At 35.0% G+C, this 21,647-nt stretch carries 20 protein-coding genes and 1 other RNA gene; 14 read left to right on the forward strand and 7 right to left on the reverse strand.

Features of this window, described 5'->3' with window-relative positions; genetic code table 11:
- The first annotated feature begins 30 nt into the window (after positions 1-30).
- On the forward strand, positions 31-705 hold the full coding sequence (locus HCO57_RS04415; RefSeq protein WP_167988013.1) for a hypothetical protein: 675 nt from the start codon (positions 31-33) through the stop codon (positions 703-705).
- Between the two features lie 5 nt (positions 706-710).
- On the opposite strand, the gene HCO57_RS04420 is transcribed toward HCO57_RS04415, so the two are convergent.
- Positions 711-2,339, reverse strand: coding sequence for an ABC-F family ATP-binding cassette domain-containing protein (locus tag HCO57_RS04420; protein WP_167988014.1), 1,629 nt, complete (start codon positions 2,337-2,339; stop codon positions 711-713).
- 163 nt (positions 2,340-2,502) lie between these two features.
- Here HCO57_RS04420 and HCO57_RS04425 point away from each other — a divergent pair, with 163 nt between their 5' ends.
- A complete protein-coding gene (locus HCO57_RS04425; RefSeq protein ID WP_167988015.1) occupies positions 2,503-3,912 on the forward strand; it encodes a TlpA family protein disulfide reductase in 1,410 nt (469 codons plus the stop codon).
- A 76-nt stretch (positions 3,913-3,988) separates the two neighbouring features.
- Here the strand turns inward: HCO57_RS04425 and fsa are convergent, their stop codons facing one another.
- The 3 genes from fsa to ffs all read right to left on the reverse strand — a co-directional run bounded on the left by fsa (position 3,989) and on the right by ffs (position 5,634).
- Complete coding sequence (gene fsa / locus HCO57_RS04430; RefSeq protein WP_136949722.1) at positions 3,989-4,645, reverse strand: fructose-6-phosphate aldolase; 657 nt, start codon at positions 4,643-4,645, stop codon at positions 3,989-3,991.
- Between the two features lie 30 nt (positions 4,646-4,675).
- Positions 4,676-5,485, reverse strand: a complete 810-nt coding sequence (locus tag HCO57_RS04435) for an SDR family oxidoreductase (RefSeq protein WP_167988016.1) — start codon at positions 5,483-5,485, stop codon at positions 4,676-4,678.
- Positions 5,486-5,535: 50 nt separating this feature from the next.
- Positions 5,536-5,634: signal recognition particle sRNA small type (ffs, locus tag HCO57_RS04440), an RNA gene on the reverse strand.
- Positions 5,635-5,756: 122 nt separating this feature from the next.
- Between ffs and HCO57_RS04445 the strand changes: the two genes are divergently transcribed.
- From HCO57_RS04445 to HCO57_RS04480, 8 genes are all read left to right on the forward strand, one after another.
- Positions 5,757-6,752, forward strand: coding sequence for a glutaminyl-peptide cyclotransferase (locus tag HCO57_RS04445; RefSeq protein ID WP_167988017.1), 996 nt, complete (start codon positions 5,757-5,759; stop codon positions 6,750-6,752).
- 2 nt (positions 6,753-6,754) lie between these two features.
- A complete protein-coding gene (locus HCO57_RS04450) occupies positions 6,755-7,144 on the forward strand; it encodes an acyl-CoA thioesterase (protein ID WP_167988018.1) in 390 nt (129 codons plus the stop codon).
- 1 nt (position 7,145) lies between these two features.
- On the forward strand, positions 7,146-8,642 hold the full coding sequence (locus tag HCO57_RS04455; RefSeq protein WP_167988019.1) for a hypothetical protein: 1,497 nt from the start codon (positions 7,146-7,148) through the stop codon (positions 8,640-8,642).
- A 103-nt stretch (positions 8,643-8,745) separates the two neighbouring features.
- Positions 8,746-9,477: a LytR/AlgR family response regulator transcription factor gene (locus HCO57_RS04460; RefSeq protein ID WP_136949717.1), complete on the forward strand. Its 732-nt coding sequence runs from the start codon at positions 8,746-8,748 to the stop codon at positions 9,475-9,477.
- 141 nt (positions 9,478-9,618) lie between these two features.
- Positions 9,619-9,882 (forward strand): hypothetical protein, encoded by a 264-nt coding sequence (locus HCO57_RS04465; protein WP_136949716.1) that lies wholly within the window; start codon positions 9,619-9,621, stop codon positions 9,880-9,882.
- Between the two features lie 136 nt (positions 9,883-10,018).
- The gene (locus tag HCO57_RS04470) at positions 10,019-12,091 is read left to right on the forward strand and encodes a sensor histidine kinase (RefSeq protein WP_167988020.1); all 2,073 of its coding nucleotides are present in this window, start codon (positions 10,019-10,021) and stop codon (positions 12,089-12,091) included.
- A gap of 60 nt (positions 12,092-12,151) precedes the next feature.
- Positions 12,152-12,820, forward strand: a complete 669-nt coding sequence (locus HCO57_RS04475; protein WP_167988021.1) for a response regulator transcription factor — start codon at positions 12,152-12,154, stop codon at positions 12,818-12,820.
- 185 nt (positions 12,821-13,005) lie between these two features.
- Positions 13,006-13,656 (forward strand): hypothetical protein, encoded by a 651-nt coding sequence (locus tag HCO57_RS04480; protein WP_167988022.1) that lies wholly within the window; start codon positions 13,006-13,008, stop codon positions 13,654-13,656.
- A gap of 28 nt (positions 13,657-13,684) precedes the next feature.
- Here the strand turns inward: HCO57_RS04480 and glyA are convergent, their stop codons facing one another.
- Positions 13,685-14,959: a serine hydroxymethyltransferase gene (gene glyA, locus HCO57_RS04485; protein ID WP_136949712.1), complete on the reverse strand. Its 1,275-nt coding sequence runs from the start codon at positions 14,957-14,959 to the stop codon at positions 13,685-13,687.
- 243 nt (positions 14,960-15,202) lie between these two features.
- Between glyA and HCO57_RS04490 the strand changes: the two genes are divergently transcribed.
- Entirely contained in the window at positions 15,203-16,387 is a 1,185-nt protein-coding gene (locus tag HCO57_RS04490; RefSeq protein ID WP_167988023.1) for a hypothetical protein, read from the forward strand.
- Between the two features lie 32 nt (positions 16,388-16,419).
- Here HCO57_RS04490 and ytxJ read toward each other — a convergent pair whose 3' ends face one another.
- Positions 16,420-16,809, reverse strand: a complete 390-nt coding sequence (ytxJ, locus tag HCO57_RS04495) for a bacillithiol system redox-active protein YtxJ (RefSeq protein ID WP_167988024.1) — start codon at positions 16,807-16,809, stop codon at positions 16,420-16,422.
- Positions 16,810-16,942: 133 nt separating this feature from the next.
- Between ytxJ and clpB the strand changes: the two genes are divergently transcribed.
- The 3 genes from clpB (at position 16,943) to HCO57_RS04510 (ending at position 20,907) form a co-directional block, all read left to right on the forward strand.
- Positions 16,943-19,543: an ATP-dependent chaperone ClpB gene (gene clpB / locus HCO57_RS04500; protein WP_167988025.1), complete on the forward strand. Its 2,601-nt coding sequence runs from the start codon at positions 16,943-16,945 to the stop codon at positions 19,541-19,543.
- 97 nt (positions 19,544-19,640) lie between these two features.
- Complete coding sequence (locus tag HCO57_RS04505) at positions 19,641-20,237, forward strand: TetR/AcrR family transcriptional regulator (protein ID WP_167988026.1); 597 nt, start codon at positions 19,641-19,643, stop codon at positions 20,235-20,237.
- Positions 20,238-20,328: 91 nt separating this feature from the next.
- On the forward strand, positions 20,329-20,907 hold the full coding sequence (locus tag HCO57_RS04510) for a SixA phosphatase family protein (protein ID WP_167988027.1): 579 nt from the start codon (positions 20,329-20,331) through the stop codon (positions 20,905-20,907).
- A 2-nt stretch (positions 20,908-20,909) separates the two neighbouring features.
- Here the strand turns inward: HCO57_RS04510 and HCO57_RS04515 are convergent, their stop codons facing one another.
- A complete protein-coding gene (locus HCO57_RS04515; RefSeq protein ID WP_167988028.1) occupies positions 20,910-21,644 on the reverse strand; it encodes a DUF6503 family protein in 735 nt (244 codons plus the stop codon).
- Positions 21,645-21,647 lie beyond the last annotated feature (3 nt).

A 21,647-nucleotide genomic window follows, 5' to 3' on the forward strand; every position in this document is an offset into this window, starting at 1 on the left:
AATTTTGATGTAATTGCTAAAAAAAAGAAAATGAATGTACCACGTACCAATTTACAGAACCGATTGCAACAGCGACAGGCTAAAACCATTAAAGAAAAGCAGGTAATAAATGAGGTTAAAGCTATTTTAAAACACCACAAAGTCGCCACAAACAAATTTAATTTTGATGCTTTAGAAACTAACCGAATATATCATATAAATACCATTAAACATATTTGTACAACGTATCGTTTACGCTTTTTGGATTTAAAATATTTTAAGCCAGAGTTACCAGAAGAGGCGCATTCAGAAATCCGAATGTTAGAAAAGAAACATCAAACCAAACTAGATGGCTTTAAAGTTATGGCGCCCTCAAAATTATTTAAACTAGAAGACAAGGATGATCCTTTATTATTTGTACCTCTTGGCAATGATTATTACTACTTAATACACAAATGGGGTAATGATTTACACCCCTTGAGAAAAATACTGGTTTGGCCCTTTAAAAGTATTGGCAACTTACTCTTAGTTCTATTAGCTATTAGTTTATTAGCTACAATTTTATTACCACAAGGTTTATTCTCCAAAACCAGCTCTGCGAGTCAGTTTTGGATAATATACTTTTTTGTGTTTAAATCTCTTGCCTCAGTAGCCTTGTTTTATGGTTTCGCTTTAGGCAAAAACTTTAATCCTTTTATTTGGAATAGTAAATACTTCAATGCCTAATAAAATTAGGCATTGACTGCATACATTTTTTGTCTTTGCTCTTTAATGGATTTGTCAGACATATAATCGTCAAAAGTTAAATAACGATCAATAACTCCATTAGGTGTAATTTCTATAATCCTATTAGCTACAGACTGCACAAAAGCGTGGTCATGGGTAGTCATTAAAACAGTGCCTTTAAAATTTTTGAGAGAGTTATTAAAGGCAGTAATACTTTCTAAATCTAAGTGATTGGTAGGTTCGTCTAACATTAAAACGTTGGCACGCATTAACATCATTCTACTAAGCATACATCGCACTTTTTCTCCCCCAGATAAAACATTACTCATTTTTAGGGCTTCTTCTCCACTAAATAGCATTTTTCCTAAGAAACCACGAATATGCACCTCCTCTTTTTCTTCATCGGTTTTAGCATATTGACGCAGCCAATCTACCAAATTCATTGAGCCATCAAAATAAGCCTCGTTATCTGCTGGCAAATAAGACTGCGTAGTAGTTACTCCCCATTGAAATTCTCCCTCACGAGCCGCTTGGTTTCCGTTAACTATTTCGTAAAATGCACTAGTTGCTCTAGAATCTTTAGAAATCAATGCAACCTTATCCCCCTTTGCCAAGTTAATATTGACGTTACTAAAAAGTACTTCACCTTCTTCTGTAACAGCAGAAAGGTTTTCTACGTTTAAAATTTGGTCACCAGCCTCTCGCTCTCGCTCAAAAATAATGGCCGGATATCGTCTACTCGAAGGTTTAATGTCTTCTACCTTCAATTTATCCAACATCTTTTTACGAGAAGTAGCTTGTTTACTTTTAGCCACATTAGCGCTAAAACGCTGAATAAATTCTTGTAATTCTTTTGCTTTCTCCTCTGCTTTCTTATTTTGCTGAGCACGTTGTCTTGCAGCCAGTTGACTACTTTCGTACCAGAAGGTATAGTTACCACTAAACAAATTTATCTTGCCAAAATCTATATCTGCAATGTGCGTACAAACCGCATCTAAAAAGTGCCTATCGTGAGAAACTACGATAACTGTATTATCGTAATTTGCTAAAAAGTGTTCTAACCAGTGGATGGTATCGTAATCCAAATCGTTTGTAGGCTCATCCATAATTAACACGTCTGGATTCCCAAACAAAGCTTGAGCTAAAAGGACACGAACCTTAAGCTTAGCATCCATATCACCCATAGCAGTGTAATGCAAATCTTCAGCGATACCGAGATTGGACAACAAGGCTGCAGCATCACTATCAGCATTCCATCCATTCATCTCTTCAAATTGCACCTGCAACTCTCCAATCTTATCAGCATTTTCATCTGTGTAATCTGCATAAAGCGCATCTATCTGTTTCTTTATTTCATACAACGGCTTATTCCCTATAACTACGGCCTCTAATACGGAGAAATCATCATAAGCATTATGATTTTGCTCAAGAATAGACATACGTTTACCAGGCTCTAAATGTACATGCCCAGAAGTAGGGTCTATTTTTTTTGATAGTACTTTTAGAAAGGTAGATTTACCAGCACCATTGGCACCAATAATACCATAACAGTTCCCTTGTAAAAAGGCAACATTAACCTCGTCAAAAAGTACTCGTTTACCAAATTGTACAGATAAATTAGATACTGATAGCATGTATTTCTATTTATTTTTTTGCAAAAATAGCCAAATTTAAACGGGCTTTACAAGCAAACAACAAAGTATTAAATCTAATAATTTTGCCGTTTAACAACATTTAACTGCTCCTTAACAACATGGAATACCCTCTAAATGTTAGATTTGCTTAGACTAAGTTTGTATGAATAGACTACTACCACTACTATTTTTATGGGGACTCGTTGCGTGCAAGAAAGATAAAACCGATAAAGATTTGGTTTTTTTTGCTGGCGAGATTGTCAATCCAAGTAGCCAACACGTTGTACTATACAAGAATAATGAGGTGGTAGATTCCGCCGCTTTAGACCCCAACAATAGATTTGCTTTTAAATTAAAGAACATAGACGAAGGTTTATATCACTTTAATCACGCTCCACAGTACCAATATGTTTATCTAGAAAAAGGCGACAGCGTTTTAATTAGATTGAACGCTACACCTTCTTATTTTGATGAGTCTTTGGTGTTTTCTGGAAGTAATGAAGAGGTGAACAACTTTATGATTGAGATGTTTCTTACCTATGAAGATGAAGACCCACTAGTTCGCAGTTTTTATAGTTTACCTCCTGCAGATTTTAGCAAAAAAATTGATTCTTTAAAAGAAATGAAGTTAGCGGAGTTAAAAACATTAACTGTCAACAATGCTAATTTAACAGATAAAGCTATGGCAATGGCAAAAGCAGCCGTGCTATATAATAGTTATTTGTATAAAGAGAAATATCCTTTTTATCATAAAAAATACACAGGTGAAAATACACTTCATAACTTAAGTGATGATTTTTATGATTACCGAAAAACTTTAGACCTTAATAATGAGGAGTTATCCTATTTTAGACCTTATTATGATTTTCTAAAATTTCATTTTGGAAACCTTTCTTATATGGCTTGTCATAAAGAATGTGCCACGGAAGAAGGTGCCGAAACGACTACTTTAACACGCCTGCACCACAATAAACATAAACTATCCATTATAGATAGTATTGTGGTTGAGGAAAAATTGCGCAATAATCTTTTTAGAAATATTGCAATGGATTACCTCTTAAAGGAACATGAAGCGAGTGAATCTTGTCGTGATTTCATAAGAGAATTTGAAGAGCTTTGTACCAATCCTGCCTACGTTACAGAAATAAACGATTTATATGGCAACATAAAATCTTTACAAGCAGAAAACACATTGCCAGAATTAACGGTGCAATGTGTACAAGGCATCCCCAAAACACTTTCAGAATTAGCAAAAGACCGCAAAACAGTTTTTTATTTTTGGACGGCAGACCGTAAAAGACATTTTAGAAATGCGACCAATAGGATAAATAAGTTAGAGCAAGAATATCCAGACATTCAATTTATAGGCATCAACCTTAAAACAGGTAATGATGAATGGCAAAAGTTGATGGCAGAAAAAAACATGAATACTAAAAATCAATACTGGGCATCTGATTTTGAAATGGCTCAAAAAAAATTGATAGTAGATAATTTAAACAAATGCATTTTGGCAAAAGACGCTAAAGTGGTCAATGGTTTTTCTAACATTTATCAACCAGTTGCCATAGAATAAACATCCTTTATAGTATTTAAAACAAAAATGCCCTTGGAAATCCAAGGGCATTTTTTATTTACAACGCTAAAATTAATTAGCTATTTCCTTTTTTGTAATCCGCCAAAAACTTTTCTAAACCGATATCTGTTAATGGATGTTTTAACAAACCAGTAATAGCAGATAAAGGTCCTGTCATTACATCTGCGCCTATTTTAGCACAATCTATAACATGCATGGTATGCCTAACAGATGCTGCTAAAATTTCTGTATCAAAACCATAGTTGTCATAAATGTGTCTAATTTCCGCTATTAAGTTAAGGCCATCTGTAGATATATCATCTAGACGACCTATAAATGGAGACACATATGTAGCTCCGGCCTTAGCTGCTAATAAAGCCTGACCAGCAGAAAAAACTAAAGTTACATTTGTTTTTATCCCCTTATCAGAAAAATACTTACAAGCTTTTACTCCATCTGCAATCATTGGTAATTTTACTACAATTTGCGGATTCAAGGCTGCCAAAGCTTCACCCTCCTTTACCATGCCATCAAAATCTGTAGCTATAACCTCTGCAGATACATGACCTTCTGTAATTGCGCAGATGTCTTTATAATGTTGTAAAATATTTTCTTGTCCTGTAATACCCTCTTTTGCCATTAAAGATGGATTAGTGGTAACACCATCCAAAACGCCTAATTGCTGTGCTTCTTTAATCTGCTCTAAATTAGCGGTATCTATAAAAAATTTCATTTTCCAATGCTTTTTAAGTTCTATGTAAAACTACAATTTATAATGCTTTAAAAGTAATTTTTCAAAGGCTTTATCTGGCAATAATCGCTTTAATACTTGCGAAATTTTTTGCGTAAATTCTCCTACCCTATAGTGTACCTTTGGATTGGTAGTATCTATTATTTTATAAATGGCTTTAGCTACCAGTAAAGGGTCTCCGCCATGGTCTACGTGCTCATTCATCAATGCCAGGGAATCGCCATAGGTTTTTTCATAAGTAGAACCTTTAATCACAGGAGCGTGGTATCTTCCGTTTGCAATGTTAGTTGCAAAATCTCCTGGTGCCAAAGTGGTAATTTTGATACCCGATGCCTTTGTTTCCATACGTATGGCCTCAGTTACCAGTTCTAACGCGCCTTTACTAGCAGAATACACACCTCTAAAAGGCAATCCCATATAACCGGCTATAGAAGTGATATTGATAATTAGACCACTTTGTTGGTTTCGCATAACAGGTAAAACGGCCTGCATTAACCGTATTGGCCCGTTAAAATTGGTGTCAAAAGCTTTATTAATTTCATCAATCGGCGTTTCCTCTATTGGTCCAGTAATCCCGACTCCCGCATTGTTAATTAAAATATCTATTTTACCAGACTGCGTGACGATGTGATTGATTGCAGTACTAATAGTTTCCTCTTTGGTCACATCTAGTTCAACCAACTCAAACTCCCTAAAATCTACATATTTTCCTAAACTTCTTGTAGTGCCGTAAACTTTAAAACCTTTTTGGGTAAGAAATTGTCCGGTTGCTTTGCCAATTCCAGAAGAACCTCCGGTAATTAGTACAATTTTTTGTTCCATGTAAAAACGCTTAATTATTAGGTGAAAAGTACCTAACTTTTGGGTACAAAAAAAGGCAAGCTACCTACATCGCACCGCTACGACCGCATACCCTTGCTGCGTTCCCACCCTGGGGGATTCTGCAGGAGCTGGTCGTGTAGGACTTGCCGGGTGCAAATATACAATCTTTTAAATTTGCCACAATCGTTTGTTAACAGTAATTTGCTTTAGATTTTATAAACTATAGATTGTGAGAATTTTATCTTTTATTTTAAGCTTATTTTTTTTGGTTATGACAAGTTGTAGTAGCTCTTCTAAAGCTACGGACTTGTTTGGTATTCAGCTAGAAGGCAACCAAAAGACGTTTACAAAAGGAGCACAAGTAGGCATAGCCTTGAACAATAAAAAAGACACTGAAGTAACCAGCATTTCGTATTCCCTAGATGGCGAATCCCTCCCTGTTACTAATGGAAAAGTGGTTTTTAACCCAAAAAAATTAGGTTCTAAAGTGTTAAAGGCTACAGTTTCTTATGGTGATAAGACAGCAGAAATCACTAAAGACATCAAAGTTTTAGCTGAGGATGCACCTGATATTTACACCTATGAAGTTATTAACACATTTCCGCATGATATTAAAGCCTTTACACAAGGGTTAGAGTTTTATGATGGTGTACTTTATGAAAGCACTGGAATAAAAGGAGAATCGTCCTTACGTAAAGTAAATTTTGAAACAGGAGAAATTTTACAAGAAGTTGCTCTAGACGATACACTATTTGGAGAAGGCATTACCATTCTTAACAATAAGGTATACCTACTTACATGGCAGTCCGGACTTGGCTTTGTTTATGATGCTACAAGCCTTGAAAAAACTGGTTCTTTTACCTATGGTAACAGTAAAGAAGGTTGGGGACTCTGTAATGACGGAACTTCAATTTACAAAAGCGATGGTACCGAAAAAATATGGAAGCTAGACCCAGACAGTTTAACCGAAAAGGAATACATACAAACTGTAACCAATCGCTCTGTATTCAATAAAACTAATGAATTAGAATATGTAGATGGAAAAATTTACGCCAATGTATGGCAAAAGCCAAGCATGATGATTATTGATGCCAATAGTGGTGCCATAGAAGGAGTAATCAATTTTAGTGGTCTAAAAAACAGAGTAAAACAACATAGCAAGTTAGATGTATTAAATGGCGTAGCTTACCATCCTGAGAGAGGCACATTCTTTGTTACGGGAAAACGCTGGAATAAGTTATTTGAAGTAAAAATTAAGAAAAAATAGCAATGAAAAGCTATACAAAGACCATTACAGTTAAGGAAACCGACCTAGACGATTTAGACCATGTTAACAATATAAGGTACATAGAATGGATTCAAGATATTTCTAAAGAACATTGGCAAAAAACCGTCCCTACAGAAGAATTGGAACTCTACATCTGGGTGGTACGCCACCATGATATTACCTACCACGCTTCTGCATTACTACAAGACACCTTAGAACTTACAACACACATAAAAAGCTGGCGAGGACCATTATCAATTAGACAAGTAGAAATTAAAAATAAAGTAACGGGTAAAACTCTAATAACAGCAGAAACAGAATGGTGCTTATTGCAACCAGAAAATGCTAGACCAAAAAGAGTTCCGGAACATATTGCAAATATGTTTGTTTAGTATGAAAAAGGCTTGGTTTTTAAGTATCATAGGTTTAGTTCTTCTCTTTTCTTGGTCCTGCAGAGAAGATTTTGATTATGAACCAAGCGTTGGACAGCTTTCCTTTTCTAAAGACACTGTTTTTTTAGATACTGTTTTTAAAGGTATCAGTAGTAGCACCTATAGCCTTACAGTATATAATACAAGTAGTACAGATATACGCATACCCACAGTAACGCTTAAAAATGGTGAGCAAAGTCAATACAGATTAAATGTAAATGGGAATGCAGGAAATTCTTTTACAGATGTTCCACTTTTAGCCAAAGACAGCCTTTTTATATTTATAGAGACTACCGTAACTGACGTCAATGAAAACGAGTTTTTGTATACAGACGTGTTACAATTAGGCCAAGAAGATAATTACCAAGAAGTTCCACTTATCACTCTTGTTAAACAAGCAAATTTCATTTATGCAGATGGTACATCACGTAAGAAAACCATTCAAATTGGCCAAGATATAGATGGCAACCCAATCCAGGTAGAGGGTTTTGTTTTAAAAGATGACCAATTAGAATTCGTAAACACGCAACCCTATGTGGTTTATGGGTATGCTATTGTTCCAGAAAATAAACAACTTAACGTTGCTGCAGGTAGTCGTGTGCATTTTCATTCTAATTCGGGCATATACATTAGCTCCAATTCTCAATTAAATGTAAATGGAGTTTTAAGCGAAGACATAAACCAGTTAGAAAATGAAGTTATTTTTGAGGGTGACCGCCTAGAACCAGAATTTGCTCATGTAGCAGGCCAATGGGGTGGTATTATCTTTGAGGCAAATAGCATTAACAATTCCCTACATCATTTAACCATTAAAAACGCTCAAATAGGCATACAGATTAAAGGCGATCCTAATGATGACGCTCCCAACATACAATTGAATAATTGCCAAATACACAACTCCAGTATAGTTAATATGATGAGCCAAGGCGGAAGTTTTACCGCTGTGAATTCAGTTTTTGGTAGTGCCGGCAACAATTCGGTTTTACTGCAGAAAGGAGGATTTTATTCATTTACGCATTGCACGCTTGCTAATTATTGGAATGAAGGATTTAGAACCCAGCCAGCATTTTTTATTCATGCTACGGAGAACGGAGGCAGCTATCCACTTTCCTTAGTAATGGAAAATAGTATAATTGATGGAAGTACTTTTTCTGAAATAGCATTGAGTATAGATATAAGTACCATACAAGAATTACGTTTTAACCATACCAGTTTAAAAACGACAACTTTGGACTTAACCCCAGATATCTCTATAGAAGCATCTGAATATTTTATAAACCCAATCCTCAATCCTGCCCTAACCTACCTTAACCCCAACAAATTATTGTTCTGGCCACAGTCAGGTTCTGAAACCTTGGATATCGGTGACCCAAATATTTCGGCAGATTTCCCAAAAGACATTCACGGGGTTGATAGAATGACTTCTCCAGATTTGGGAGCAAAAGAACTACTACCATAGAAAAAACTTAATTATTTGTAGGAAAACCCTACTATTTTTAAGGTAAAACTGTAATACAAACTAGATATTTGTGCCTACCTTGCTGTAAATAAGCTACTTGACCATGAGGTATGGCTACGTCATAATGGACTCTGCTACCTCAACAGCTGTACAATTGCAACTGTTGCTGCACGAGTATGCAGATTTTCAACATTTTGGGACTGGAGACAACTTTGAAGAAACACTAGATTTAGTACTAAAAACCAATCCAGAAATTTTAATTCTAAATCTTGATTATCAAACAGATTCTTGCTTTAATCTATGTACTGAATTACTTAAATACATGGATAAAACCCCTATAATTATTGGGGCTTCTAAAACAGAGCAACATGCCTTCCAAGCATTAAAAAACGGTTTTTACGATTATTGGCTTTTACCATATACTGCTTTTGAGGTTAGAAAAACAGTCTACAAACTAAGAAAACAGCATCCTGTAGAAAAAGTGGCTCCAACCCTATGCCTAAGTTCCTATAAGGATTTTCATTATTTAGACACAAATGAAATCCTTTATCTAAAAGCAGATAATAACAGTACAGATTTCTACCTTAAAAACGGAAAAGTGGTTAGCGCCTTTAAAACCCTTAAAACCTTTGAAAACAAATTACCCAATAACTTTATACGTATTCACCAGAGCTACATATTAAATACTAACTACGTTTCTAGAATCAATTTTGGAAAAAATACGTGTCTATTAAAAAATAGCGAAGAAAAACTGCCTTTTTCTAGAAGTTACCGCAAAAAGATAGATGATTTAAAAGCTATTCTATCCAAAAACGCAATAAATACCCTTAGTTAACCAAATTCTTTAAAACACCTGTCAAATACTCACAGATAGGTGCAGCCTACTAGGTATCGATTTTAAATAGGAATTTTCTTACCCAGCGCCATTAGTTTTGGAGTGTAATTAAATCAAAAATCCAATCTAAAATCTTTTAACATGAAAAATTTACTTAGTCTTTTTTTATTAGCTCTTTTAACTTTAGGTTTTGTTGCCTGTGATAACGATAGCGTTGCTAATGAAGAAAAAGTTTACATTGATTCCCCAGACGGAGACGATTTGCCAGAAATAGAAACCGATTCTCCAGATGGCGACGATTTACCAGAAATAGAAGACCTTGACTCCCCAGACGGAGACGATTTACCTGAGATTGAGGACTTAGACTCCCCAGATGGTGATGACTTACCAGAAATAGAGGACTAATTCTGTAACAGGCAACTTTCTGAATTTTGGAAGAATGAAGTAACCTCCTGTCAGATTAAAAATACAAAACATTAACTTTGGCCCTAAATAAAATTTATTTAGGGTTTTTTTTTACCTTGTAGGTAAGGCACTTTCCATGAACTATAGCACTAAATTTGTACAAGGAAGCATGTCTCTTTTGCTCCCCCTTTTGTTTCTTATAATTGGTTGCACCAATGATAAAGAAACAAAAACGAACATCAAACCCCAAGACAAGGATAGCATTTACAATATCGTCATTTGGGCAAAAGACAGCACAACACTACCCCTTAAAGAACGGAAAGCATTATTAGAAAAAGCCTACTCGCAAGCTAAAAAAGAAAAAAGCTTAAAAATTAGACTCAAGAACTTAAATCAAATAAGCAGCACCTACCATTCTTTTAATGACACTTCTCGTTTTAAAAAACTACAAGAAGAATATATTACGTTAGCGAACCAAACTAAGGATTATGTAGGCAAAGGAGATGCACATATTAAATTTGGTCAGTATTATTTTAACAAACAGGTAGATAGTGCGTACTATCATTTTAGAGAAGCATATAATGCATACCTGCAAGCCAAATTAAAAACATCAGAAATAGACAAGCCCCTTGTAGCCCTGTATTATATGGGCTCTATTAAGGAACGCAATAAAGATTATGCTGGAGCAGAAAAAGAGGCAACGCAAGTAATCACCTATGCAGAAGAAAATGGATTAAAGGACAAGCTTTTTCCCGGTTACACCTTACTTGGTATAATCCAAAATGGTTTAGATAATTATGACGAAGCAGTAAATTATCATAATCAAGCCAAAAAATATATTAAATACACAGATCCAAAAAGACAAGATTCTTACCAATATATCAATCAAAATAATATAGGGAGTACCTATTTGAGAAGCGAAAATTATTCCGAAGCTAAAAAAATTTTCAATTCGCTATTAGCAAGCGAGTCTTTAAAAACAATTCGGCCTAAGCTTTACGCCAAAGCGCTATCTAGCTATGCATACGCAAGCTACAAAGAGAAATCAGTTTTCAATGATAGTCTTGTCAAAGTTATTAAACAATCCAACCAATTATTAGATAGCATTAATTACACTTACGATTATGCGCGTAACTACTACTTTTTAGCTGATATTTTAGCCAAGAAAGATAAAGCAAAAGCTATAGAATATGCTTATACCTCTAAAAATGTAGCGTTAGAAACTGAAAATAGAGACCGCTTACTAAGTACTTTGCAATTACTAACTATAATCGATGATAAAAATAGTGCTAAGCATGCCGAAGATTATTTTAATCTTAACCACCGATTGCAACAAGAAGAACGCAGAATTAGAGACAAGTTTGCGCGTATTCAGTTAGAGACAGACCAAATTTTAGATGAAAACCTAACACTATCTAAGAAAAATGAACTGTATACTAAGATTGGTATAGCAACACTTGTTCTGGGCTTTGGTTTATTCATCATCATAATACAACGTATTAACAACCAAAAACTTAGATTTAATCAAAGGCAGCAAGAGAAAAATGAGGAAATATATGACCTGATGCTTTCCCAACAGGGAAAATTAGAAGAAGGTAAAAAAGAGGCCCAACGACGAATATCACAAGAGCTGCATGATGGTATTCTAGGAGAAATGCTAGGCATTAGATTACTGCTCAGCGGTCTTAACAACCGTACTGATGAAGCCTCTATAGCACACCGAGACGAATTAATTCTAAAATTGCAGCAATGCGAAGAAGAAATTAGAACCGTTTCTCATGAGCTAAATGCTGCTAGCCACACTAAACTTGGAAATTTTGTGTCTACGATAGAAAATTACATATCACAGGTGTCAGAATCTTCCCGTATTAATGTATGCTTTAATTATGATATTAACTTTAATTGGGATGTGTTACCTGGAGAATTAAAAATTAATATCTATCGTATTATCCAAGAAAGCCTACAAAACAGCATAAAACATGCTCAAGCGGAGAAAGCAGAAATTACATTTGTTAAAGAAGAAGATCGCTTAGAAGTTTTAATAGAAGATAACGGTTTGGGGTTTGATCCTAATAAGGAAAGAAAAGGTATTGGTTTAAAAAATATTAATTCTAGAATAGCAAAACTGAACGGAAAAGTATTTGTAAAAAGTGCGCCTGGTAAAGGAACAAAAATAAAGTTAGATATTCCTACAAACCTAGTATACTAAAAACAAGAAAAGTACTAACTTTAACGTTTTAGTTTTATAGACTCTAGTAAGAAATAGCTTATGAAAACCCTTAGAATACTAGCCATAGATGACCATGAAATGACGATGTTAGGCTATAAATTCATCTTGGAACGTATTGTTTTTGATGATTATACTATAATTGTAGACACTGCTAATAATTTTGATGCTGGTAAAAGTAAAATAGAAGAAAGTGCAAAGGGCCTTCCCTACAATATTATTTTTTTAGATATACAATTGTACCCTCCTAATGAAAACCAACCCGCCAACGGTGAGGATTTAGGGATTTTAGCTCGTAATCTAGTGCCAGATAGTAGAATAATTTTTATGTCTAGTTTTAGTGACAACTACCGTATAAATAGTATTCTTAAATCTGTTGACCCTGATGGTTATATGGTTAAAACAGATATTGACCCTAAAACTTTGGAACAAGCGGTTAAAACGGTATTAAATCATCCTCCATATTACTCACCAAAAGCCTTATCTGCTATCCGTAAAAAGATGGCCAATGATATTAGCTTAGACGAAAACGATAAAAAAATACTTTACCACCTTTCTGTAGGTACAAAAACAAAGGATTTGGAGCAGTTTATAAAGTTGTCTTCGTCTTCTATTGAAAACAGAAAACGACATTTAAAAACCCTATTTGGAACTGAAAAAGAAAACGATTTAGCACTTATACTGGCTGCTAAAAACAGAGGTTTCATCTAATTTACACTTCAATCCTTATATTTTGCATTTCAGCTTAAAATGTTGCAATTCACTTTAAAACCAATTTTTTAACCGAATTTTAACGATAAAAATGTTAAAATTTGCTAATTCCATAGTTTTTTTAGGGTTCAAACCTAGTCCAGAAATTATTTTTCTGAGTACTTTAGGTAAACAATCAAAAAACTATGGCTAAGATGGTTAACAAAAGTATATGCAAACTGTACCGCCAAAAGTATGGTGTTAAAGGACTTAGTAAATTTGCAAAAGTCCTAGAGAAAGATTTTATAGCAAAAGTGGCTTTACGTTTAAGCCCTACTCCCAATAACAGATTTAATCTTTCCCTGCATATAGATTGTAATTATGCCCTGCATATTGCCCTTTTTCAACTAACTAATTATAACTGGGGTAACTTAAATGCGGTAGAAAACAAAAATATATCTATCCTTAAAAAAGAACTTGAACAGTTAAATTATTTAAATGATGGAAAAATAACTGTGGACGAACTCATCTTTTCTTTCACGGATACTTCCTTAATAATTAATTGTATTGAGCGTATTTCTATAGAAGACAATCTTAAAGAAATATTAGAAAATTTAAGTTTAAACTACGTTAATATAACCAAGGGCCTAACAGAAATGCCTTATGAAATATTTACAACTATCTATGAAGATACTATTAATGAAAAGAGCAGTGAAACTACTCTTAAGATAAAACCCTTTATGGACTACCTAGACCATTGGGGACTCTATTTTCCCTCAAATGATGAAATAGAGATTTTTGACGTGCAACGTAAAGTATTTATGAAAAATACGGATTGTTACCTTTTAGAAGAGTAGTAACAATCCGTATTTAAATTTATTTTAGTTAGGCATTGAATAGTGGTCTAGGACCCATAAATTCGTTGACCTTATCCTTAATAGAAGAAAGCAAGCTTTCATTGCCAGAGTTCTTAACGATTTCATCTATATAACCTACTACCGTCTCCATATCCCCTTCTTTAAGTCCTCTAGTTGTAATTGCTGGAGTTCCAAAACGAATTCCCGAGGTGATAAATGGAGATTGGTCATCAAAAGGAACCATATTTTTATTGGCTGTGATATCTGCTTTACCCAAAACCTCTTCAGCTTCCTTACCCGTAATCCCTTTGTTCCTAAGGTCAATCAACATCATATGGTTATCTGTACCGCCAGAAATTACTTTATAATCTAGCGCTACAAATGCTTTTGCCATAGCTTCTGCGTTTTTCTTAACCTGTATCATGTAGTGCAAAAAGTCGTCTGTTAATGCTTCTCCAAAAGCTACAGCCTTCGCTGCAATAATATGTTCCAGAGGCCCTCCTTGGTTCCCAGGGAACACAGCTAAATCTAACAAACCAGACATTTTCCTTAAATTTCCATTCTTCAGTTTAATACCAAAAGGATTTTCAAAATTCTCACCCATCATAATTAAACCACCTCTTGGCCCTCTTAAAGTTTTATGCGTAGTAGTAGTTACAATGTGGCAATGTGGAATAGGGTCATTTAAAATTCCTTTAGCAATTAACCCAGAGGGGTGAGAAATATCTGCTAATAAAATAGCATTAACACTATCTGCAATTTCTCTAAAACGTTTAAAGTCTATATCTCTAGAATAAGCAGAAGCTCCCGCAATTATAAGTTTTGGTTGCTCTTTCTCAGCTATTTCCTGAATCTTATCATAATCCAACATTCCGGTTTCTCTATCTACCCCATAAAAAACAGGGTTGTATAGTTTACCAGAAAAGTTAACAGGAGAACCATGGGTTAAATGACCACCATGAGAAAGGTCAAACCCTAAAATTTTATCTCCCGCCTGCAAACAAGCATGGTATACTGATGCGTTTGCTTGGGAACCCGAATGTGGCTGCACATTGGCATAAACTGCCCCAAACAACTCTTTTGCTCTATCTATTGCCAACTGCTCTACTTGGTCTACAACCTCACAACCGCCGTAGTAACGTTTGCCTGGATAACCTTCTGCATACTTATTGGTTAGTACAGAACCTGCAGCTTCCATTACTTGCGGACTCGTAAAGTTTTCAGAGGCTATCAACTCTATACCTCTTAGCTGTCTTTGTTTTTCCTCTTGAATAAGATCAAAAATCCTTTCGTCTCTTTGCATTTTACGTATGTTGGATTAAGGCTTCAAAAATACAAATAGCCATTCATAATTAGCAAGCTACGCTACTGTTTTTAAGTCTATTTTATCACCAAAATTAATCAAGTTGTTAACAGCTCCTATTGGGGCTAAGCACTAGCTTTAGACTTAAAATTATACTAGGACTACCGTACAAACGTTCTACCCTATAAACCAATTTTGGCACGTTAGTTGAAAATGTTTAAATCAACCTTAAAATCAAAGACCATGAAAAAACTTTTACTCTTTGTAATATCAATCACCCTAATTGCATGTAGCGGTGTAAAGAAAACTCAAGAAGCATTAAATAGTGGTCAATACAACTTGGCCATGAACAAGGCTATCAAAAATCTTAGAGATAATAAGACCAAAAAAGGACACCAGAAGTATGTGCTGTTACTGGAGGAGGCCTTTGAAAAACATCAACAACGTGAACTTGATAAAATTAATTTTTGGAGACAAGATGGCAATCCTGCACATCTAGAAAAGATTTACAACAGCTATACTTCGCTCAGAAATCTACAGAATCAGATTAAACCCTTATTGCCATTACCGGTTTACGAGCAAGACAGAAATGCAAAATTCAAATTTAAAGACTTTGACAGTGCTATTGTAAGTACCAAAGAAGACTTATCTAATTACTTGTATAATAATGCCATAGCCTTGAGTAAAAACGCTATTAATAAGCAAGAATTTAGAGAGGCTTATGCAGACTTTGATTATTTATTAAAGATTAACCCCGGCTACAAAGATGCTGCTATTAAGATGGAAGAAGCAAGGGTTAAAGGCCAAGATTATATAAGAGTAGCACTCTATAATGCTACGGAGCAAATTATACCAGAACGTTTAGAAGATGCACTACTAGATTTTAACACCTATGGGATTAATGATTTTTGGACACAATACCATGCCAACCCAATACAAAATTTGCATTATGATTATGAAATGGCTTTAGATTTTACAAACATATTTGTTTCACCCGAGCAGGTAACAGAAAAACAGCTAGTAAAAGAAAAAGTGGTTAAAGATGGCTTTGACTATGTTTTGGATAAAAATGGGAATGTAGCTAAAGATAGTTTAGGTAATGATATTAAAGTGAATAAGTTTAAAACAGTTAGATGTGAATTTTATCGTTTTACCCAAACCAAGTCTGCAGAGATTGGTGCTAAAGTTAGTTTTACAGATTTAAAAAGCAATCAGGTTATCAACTCATATCCTTTAAGCAGTGGCTTTGTGTTTGAGCATGTTTATGCCAATCACCGCGGCGATAAAAGAGCCTTAGAAGAAGACCTTATTCAATTATTAGCGGTTAAGTCTGTTCCATTTCCTAGCAACGAACAAATGGTATATGATGCAGGTGAAGATTTAAAACAAGGGTTAAAAGAGATTGTTAAAAAACATCGCTTTAACTAAAACCAAATACACCCCAACTATGTTGGGGATTTTTATTGGTACTGCTTTAAATCTACGTCTGATATTGCGCCGTGAGAAGTATGAAAAACCACTTTGCCGTCTTTTACAATAATTAATTGTGGCGATTGGTGCACTACTTGAAACACTTCTGCAATTTTGTTAGATACATTTCTGTAGGCATGCAAATCTAAAAAGTACATGTCCATTTCTCCTTCTGGAACATCAAAATTAGATGTAAACATATTTAACACCATCCTACTGATACCACAAGTGGTAGAGTGTTTAAAAAGCACTTGTGTCCTTAATTTAGATTGCTCCGTTATAATGTTTAGTTGGTCCTCATTTTCTAATGGAATCCAAGGAATACCACTAGCATTAGATTCATCTGTAGAACCACCAAATATCTTATTAAATAATCCCATACTACAAAGTTACGTTATTCTATTTCACTTTTGAAACCGTCAATTTGTCGCACAAAACTCCATAAACTAACGCCATATTGGCACTGTTTTTAAGTTGGTATTCTATTTGACTGTAGAACAGAAAAACAGTAAAATGAATTTCAATAATTATACTATAAAATCACAGGAGGCCATACAACAGTCGCAGCAAATAGCGCAAGAGATGGGGCACCAACAGATAGAAAATGAGCATATTTATAAAGCGATAACGGTAGTAGATGAAAACGTACTCCCTTTTATCCTAAAAAAATTGAATGCAAATATTAACTTGATTAATCAAGTAATAGAAAAAGAACTACAAACATTTGCTAAGGTTAGTGGTGCAGACATTGTCCTTTCTAGAGAGGCTGGCAAAACACTCAATGAGGCTAGCATACAAGCTAAAACCATGGGAGACGAATATGTTTCTGTTGAGCATCTTCTTTTAGCCATCTTTAAATCTAAAAGTAAAATTGCGCAAATACTTAAAGATAACGGAATCACAGAAAAGGATTTAAAGGCAGCCATTAATGAATTACGTAAAGGCGGCAATGTTACTTCTCAAAGTGCAGAAGAAACCTATAATTCACTAGAAAAATTTGCAAAAAACTTAAACAAATTAGCAGATTCAGGAAAATTAGACCCAGTTATTGGGAGAGACGAAGAAATTAGAAGGGTGTTGCAAATCCTTTCTCGTAGAACCAAAAACAATCCAATGTTAGTAGGCGAACCTGGCGTAGGTAAAACAGCTATTGCAGAAGGTTTGGCGCATAGAATTGTACAAGGAGATGTTCCTGAAAATTTAAAAGACAAGGTACTGTATTCCTTAGATATGGGGGCATTAATTGCTGGGGCAAAATATAAAGGCGAGTTTGAAGAACGATTAAAAGCGGTTATCAAAGAAGTTACCTCTTCTGATGGCAATATAGTCCTTTTCATAGATGAGATTCATACCCTTGTAGGTGCCGGCGGAGGGCAAGGTGCCATGGATGCTGCAAATATTTTAAAACCAGCTTTGGCGCGTGGCGAATTAAGAGCGATTGGCGCCACAACTTTAGATGAATATCAAAAGTATTTTGAAAAAGACAAAGCCTTAGAAAGGCGTTTTCAAAAAGTAGTAGTAGATGAACCAGATACAGAAAGTGCTATTTCTATCTTAAGAGGTATTAAAGAAAAGTATGAAGCACACCATAAGGTACGCATTAAAGACGAAGCCGTGATAGCGGCAGTAGAACTTTCGCAACGCTACATTACCAATCGTTTTTTACCAGATAAGGCCATTGATTTGATGGATGAGGCGGCTTCTAAATTACGAATGGAAATCAATTCTAAACCAGAAGAGTTAGACGTTCTAGACCGTAAAATTATGCAGCTAGAAATAGAGATTGAAGCTATTAAGAGAGAAAATGATGAAAGCAAACTAAAATCTTTAAATCTAGAATTAGCTAATTTAAAAGAAGAACGAAACGAAATATTTGCACAATGGGAAAGTGAAAAATCTGTAGTAGATAATATTCAAAAAACAAAACAGGACATTGAAAACTACAAAGCAGATGCAGAGCGTGCAGAGCGTAATGGTGATTATGGTAAAGTAGCAGAGTTACGTTATGGTAAGATTAAAGAGGCACAAGCAGCTTTAGAAAAATTACAAACCGATTTAGAAGCACAACAGCAAAATAGCACGCTGATAAAAGAAGAAGTTACCAATGAAGATATTGCAGAGGTGGTAGCCAAGTGGACCGGAATACCGGTTACAAAAATGTTACAGAGCGAAAGAGAAAAACTTTTACAGCTAGAAGCCGTACTTCACAAGCGTGTAGTAGGCCAAGAAGAAGCTATAGAAGCCGTTTCTGATGCCATACGTAGAAGCAGAGCTGGGTTGCAAGATGCGAGAAAACCCATTGGTTCTTTCTTATTTTTAGGAACAACTGGTGTTGGTAAAACCGAATTGGCAAAAACATTGGCTTCTTATCTGTTTGATGATGAAAATGCCATGACCCGGATAGATATGAGTGAATACCAAGAACGCCATTCTGTTAGCAGACTAGTTGGTGCTCCTCCAGGTTATGTTGGGTATGATGAAGGCGGCCAACTTACAGAAGCGGTACGCAGAAGACCTTACTCAGTAGTCTTGTTAGATGAGATAGAAAAAGCGCATCCAGATACTTTTAATATCCTTTTACAGGTGTTAGATGAGGGACGATTAACAGACAACAAAGGGCGTGTAGCCGATTTTAAGAATGCTATCATTATCATGACAAGTAATATGGGAAGCCATATTATTCAAGAAAAGTTTGAAAATTCTAACGATATCTATAGTGCTACAGAAGCTGCCCGGGTAGAGGTATTAGGATTATTAAAAAAATCAATTCGCCCAGAATTCCTGAATAGAATAGACGACATAATTATGTTTACACCGCTGAGCAAAGAAAACATTAAAGCTATTGTTCAATTACAAATAGAACAGTTAAAGCGTTTATTAAATCAGCAAAACATTATATTGGATGCTACAGCAGAAGCTGTAGAATATTTGAGCAACAAAGGGTATGACCCACAATACGGCGCTAGACCGATAAAAAGATTGGTACAAAAGGAAGTATTAAATAGATTGTCTAAGGAATTATTAAAAGGGACTATTAAGGCAGACAGCATTGTCTTATTAGATGCGTTTGATGACGAGTTGGTCTTCAGAAATCAGAATGAGTTGGTAGAATAAAATCCTATAAACTTGCGTGTTAAGACCCCTAAATTAAGGGGTCTTTTTTTATACCTATCAGTATTTATAGTATCTTAGCAATAAAAGCACTTAAATCATGACCACAAAAGCGGAACGTACCACAAAGTACATTATAGAAACGGTTGCACCTATCTTTAGCAAACATGGTTACGTAGGCACAAGTATGAGCCATTTAACCGAAGCTACAGGATTAACAAAGGGTGCTATTTATGGTAATTTTGAAAACAAAGAAGCCTTAGCACTTGCTGCTTTTGAATACAATAAAAATATACTTTTAACCAAATTTGATGAAGTATTAACAGTAGAAGGTTCTGCAATAATAAAATTGAATAACCTTTTGAGCTTTTACAAACAATACGACGTATTTACAGCTGAACTAGGTGGTTGTCCCATTTTGAATACAGGGGTGGATGCAAAACATAATAATGATTTACTAGCAGCTGCCAATAAAGAAACCATAAAAGAGTTAGAGGGTAAAATAGCCTTGGTTCTAGAAAACGGACTCAATCAGCAAGAAATAAAGCTATCCGTTCCCCCATTACAATTTGCAAAGCAACTGTATACCATGTTACAGGGTGCGGTAGCGATGGCTACTATGGCTAACGACCGCAAATACTTAAGTAATACCGCTACTTATTTAACCTATTTAGTAAATGGCGAATTAAAAAAATAGGAACCGTGGGTTACCTTTATACTCATAAAATAAACCCTAACATTTTGCGTTATGGGAATACTGCTACCTACAGACCAAATAATACCAGATAATGAACGAGCTACTTTATATAAAACGCAATACAAAATGGCAATTATTAATACTGTTAATGCTAGGAACTGTATTTATAGCTTGTAAAAAAGATCCAAAAACACCCGTTTCTACAAAAGCCCCTGTTATTACAACATTTTACTTGATAAGACACGCAGAAAAAGACCGTAGTAATCCAGAGAATAATGACCCTGAACTTACACAAGATGGCTTAGGTAGAGCCATGCTCTGGGCTAATGTTTTTGATACTTTACAACTAGATGCTATCTATTCTACAGACTACAAAAGAACACGTATGACGGCTGCTCCCGCTTCTGTAAAACACAATATAGAGATTCAACTCTATAATCCTAATACTATAGATACAAAACAATTACTGAAAGAAAATTTTGGCGGCAATGTTTTAATTGTTGGCCACAGCAATACCACCCCTGCTCTAGCTAATAAGCTTATAGGGAAAGAGAAATATGAGCCTATGAGCGATGATAATAATGGCAATATATACATTGTAAAATTAGCCGACAGCACAGGGCAAGTTGCGCAAACTAGGGTGGAATATGTACAAGCTTATCAAAACTAACACTATTGTTCCACTCTAATATTCTCTAGTTCAATTTTAGACACTAATTCTAATTCTTTACCAACAAATGCCTCTGCAATTTTAGAAAATTTCACGTGCTTTCGCGGCTTGTAATTTTCATAATCTACAAAGCGTATTTTACCTATATAACGCTCGTTGTAGGCCCTTCTAAAACGTACTCCTCCTCCGTTTACCGTAAACGTATACGCTAAATAATCTACTTTAAAATCTTCTTTACCAATCCAATAGTGATAAACATCTTCAAAATCGTCTCCACCATTAGTCTGGTCAAAATCTATCTGAATTTTATAGTACTGTTTTCCATTTATAGTTTCTGTTCCTAAAAACTGTTTGTTTACAGCAGCATCATTTAAACCATAAGGTAATTTAGCAAAATAGTGTACTGAATTTACGGAGTTATCGTATTTACGCGCTGTAGTATCTGCTAAAAAGGCAATGGAGTCATTTATAGTCCTAGTGAACTTACCATCATACTTCGTATCTAAAATTATGCTATCTCCGCTAACAAACTCTCTTGTTAATTGCATCTTTCCGTTAATAAAGTCACTAGAATACATCTTTTCCCTAAATTGAAAAGTAGCTTTATGGGTTTCCCACAAAATACCCCCACTTTCTGCAATTGCTTTATCTACAATTTGCTGTGCATTTATTTTTTCTTCTTGATGACAAGAATAAAATAGTCCAATGCAAAACATTACCGTCAAAATCCTTTTCATGAT

Origin of the sequence: Croceivirga sp. JEA036 (genome assembly GCF_011882165.1) — a bacterium.
GTDB lineage: Bacteria > Bacteroidota > Bacteroidia > Flavobacteriales > Flavobacteriaceae > Croceivirga.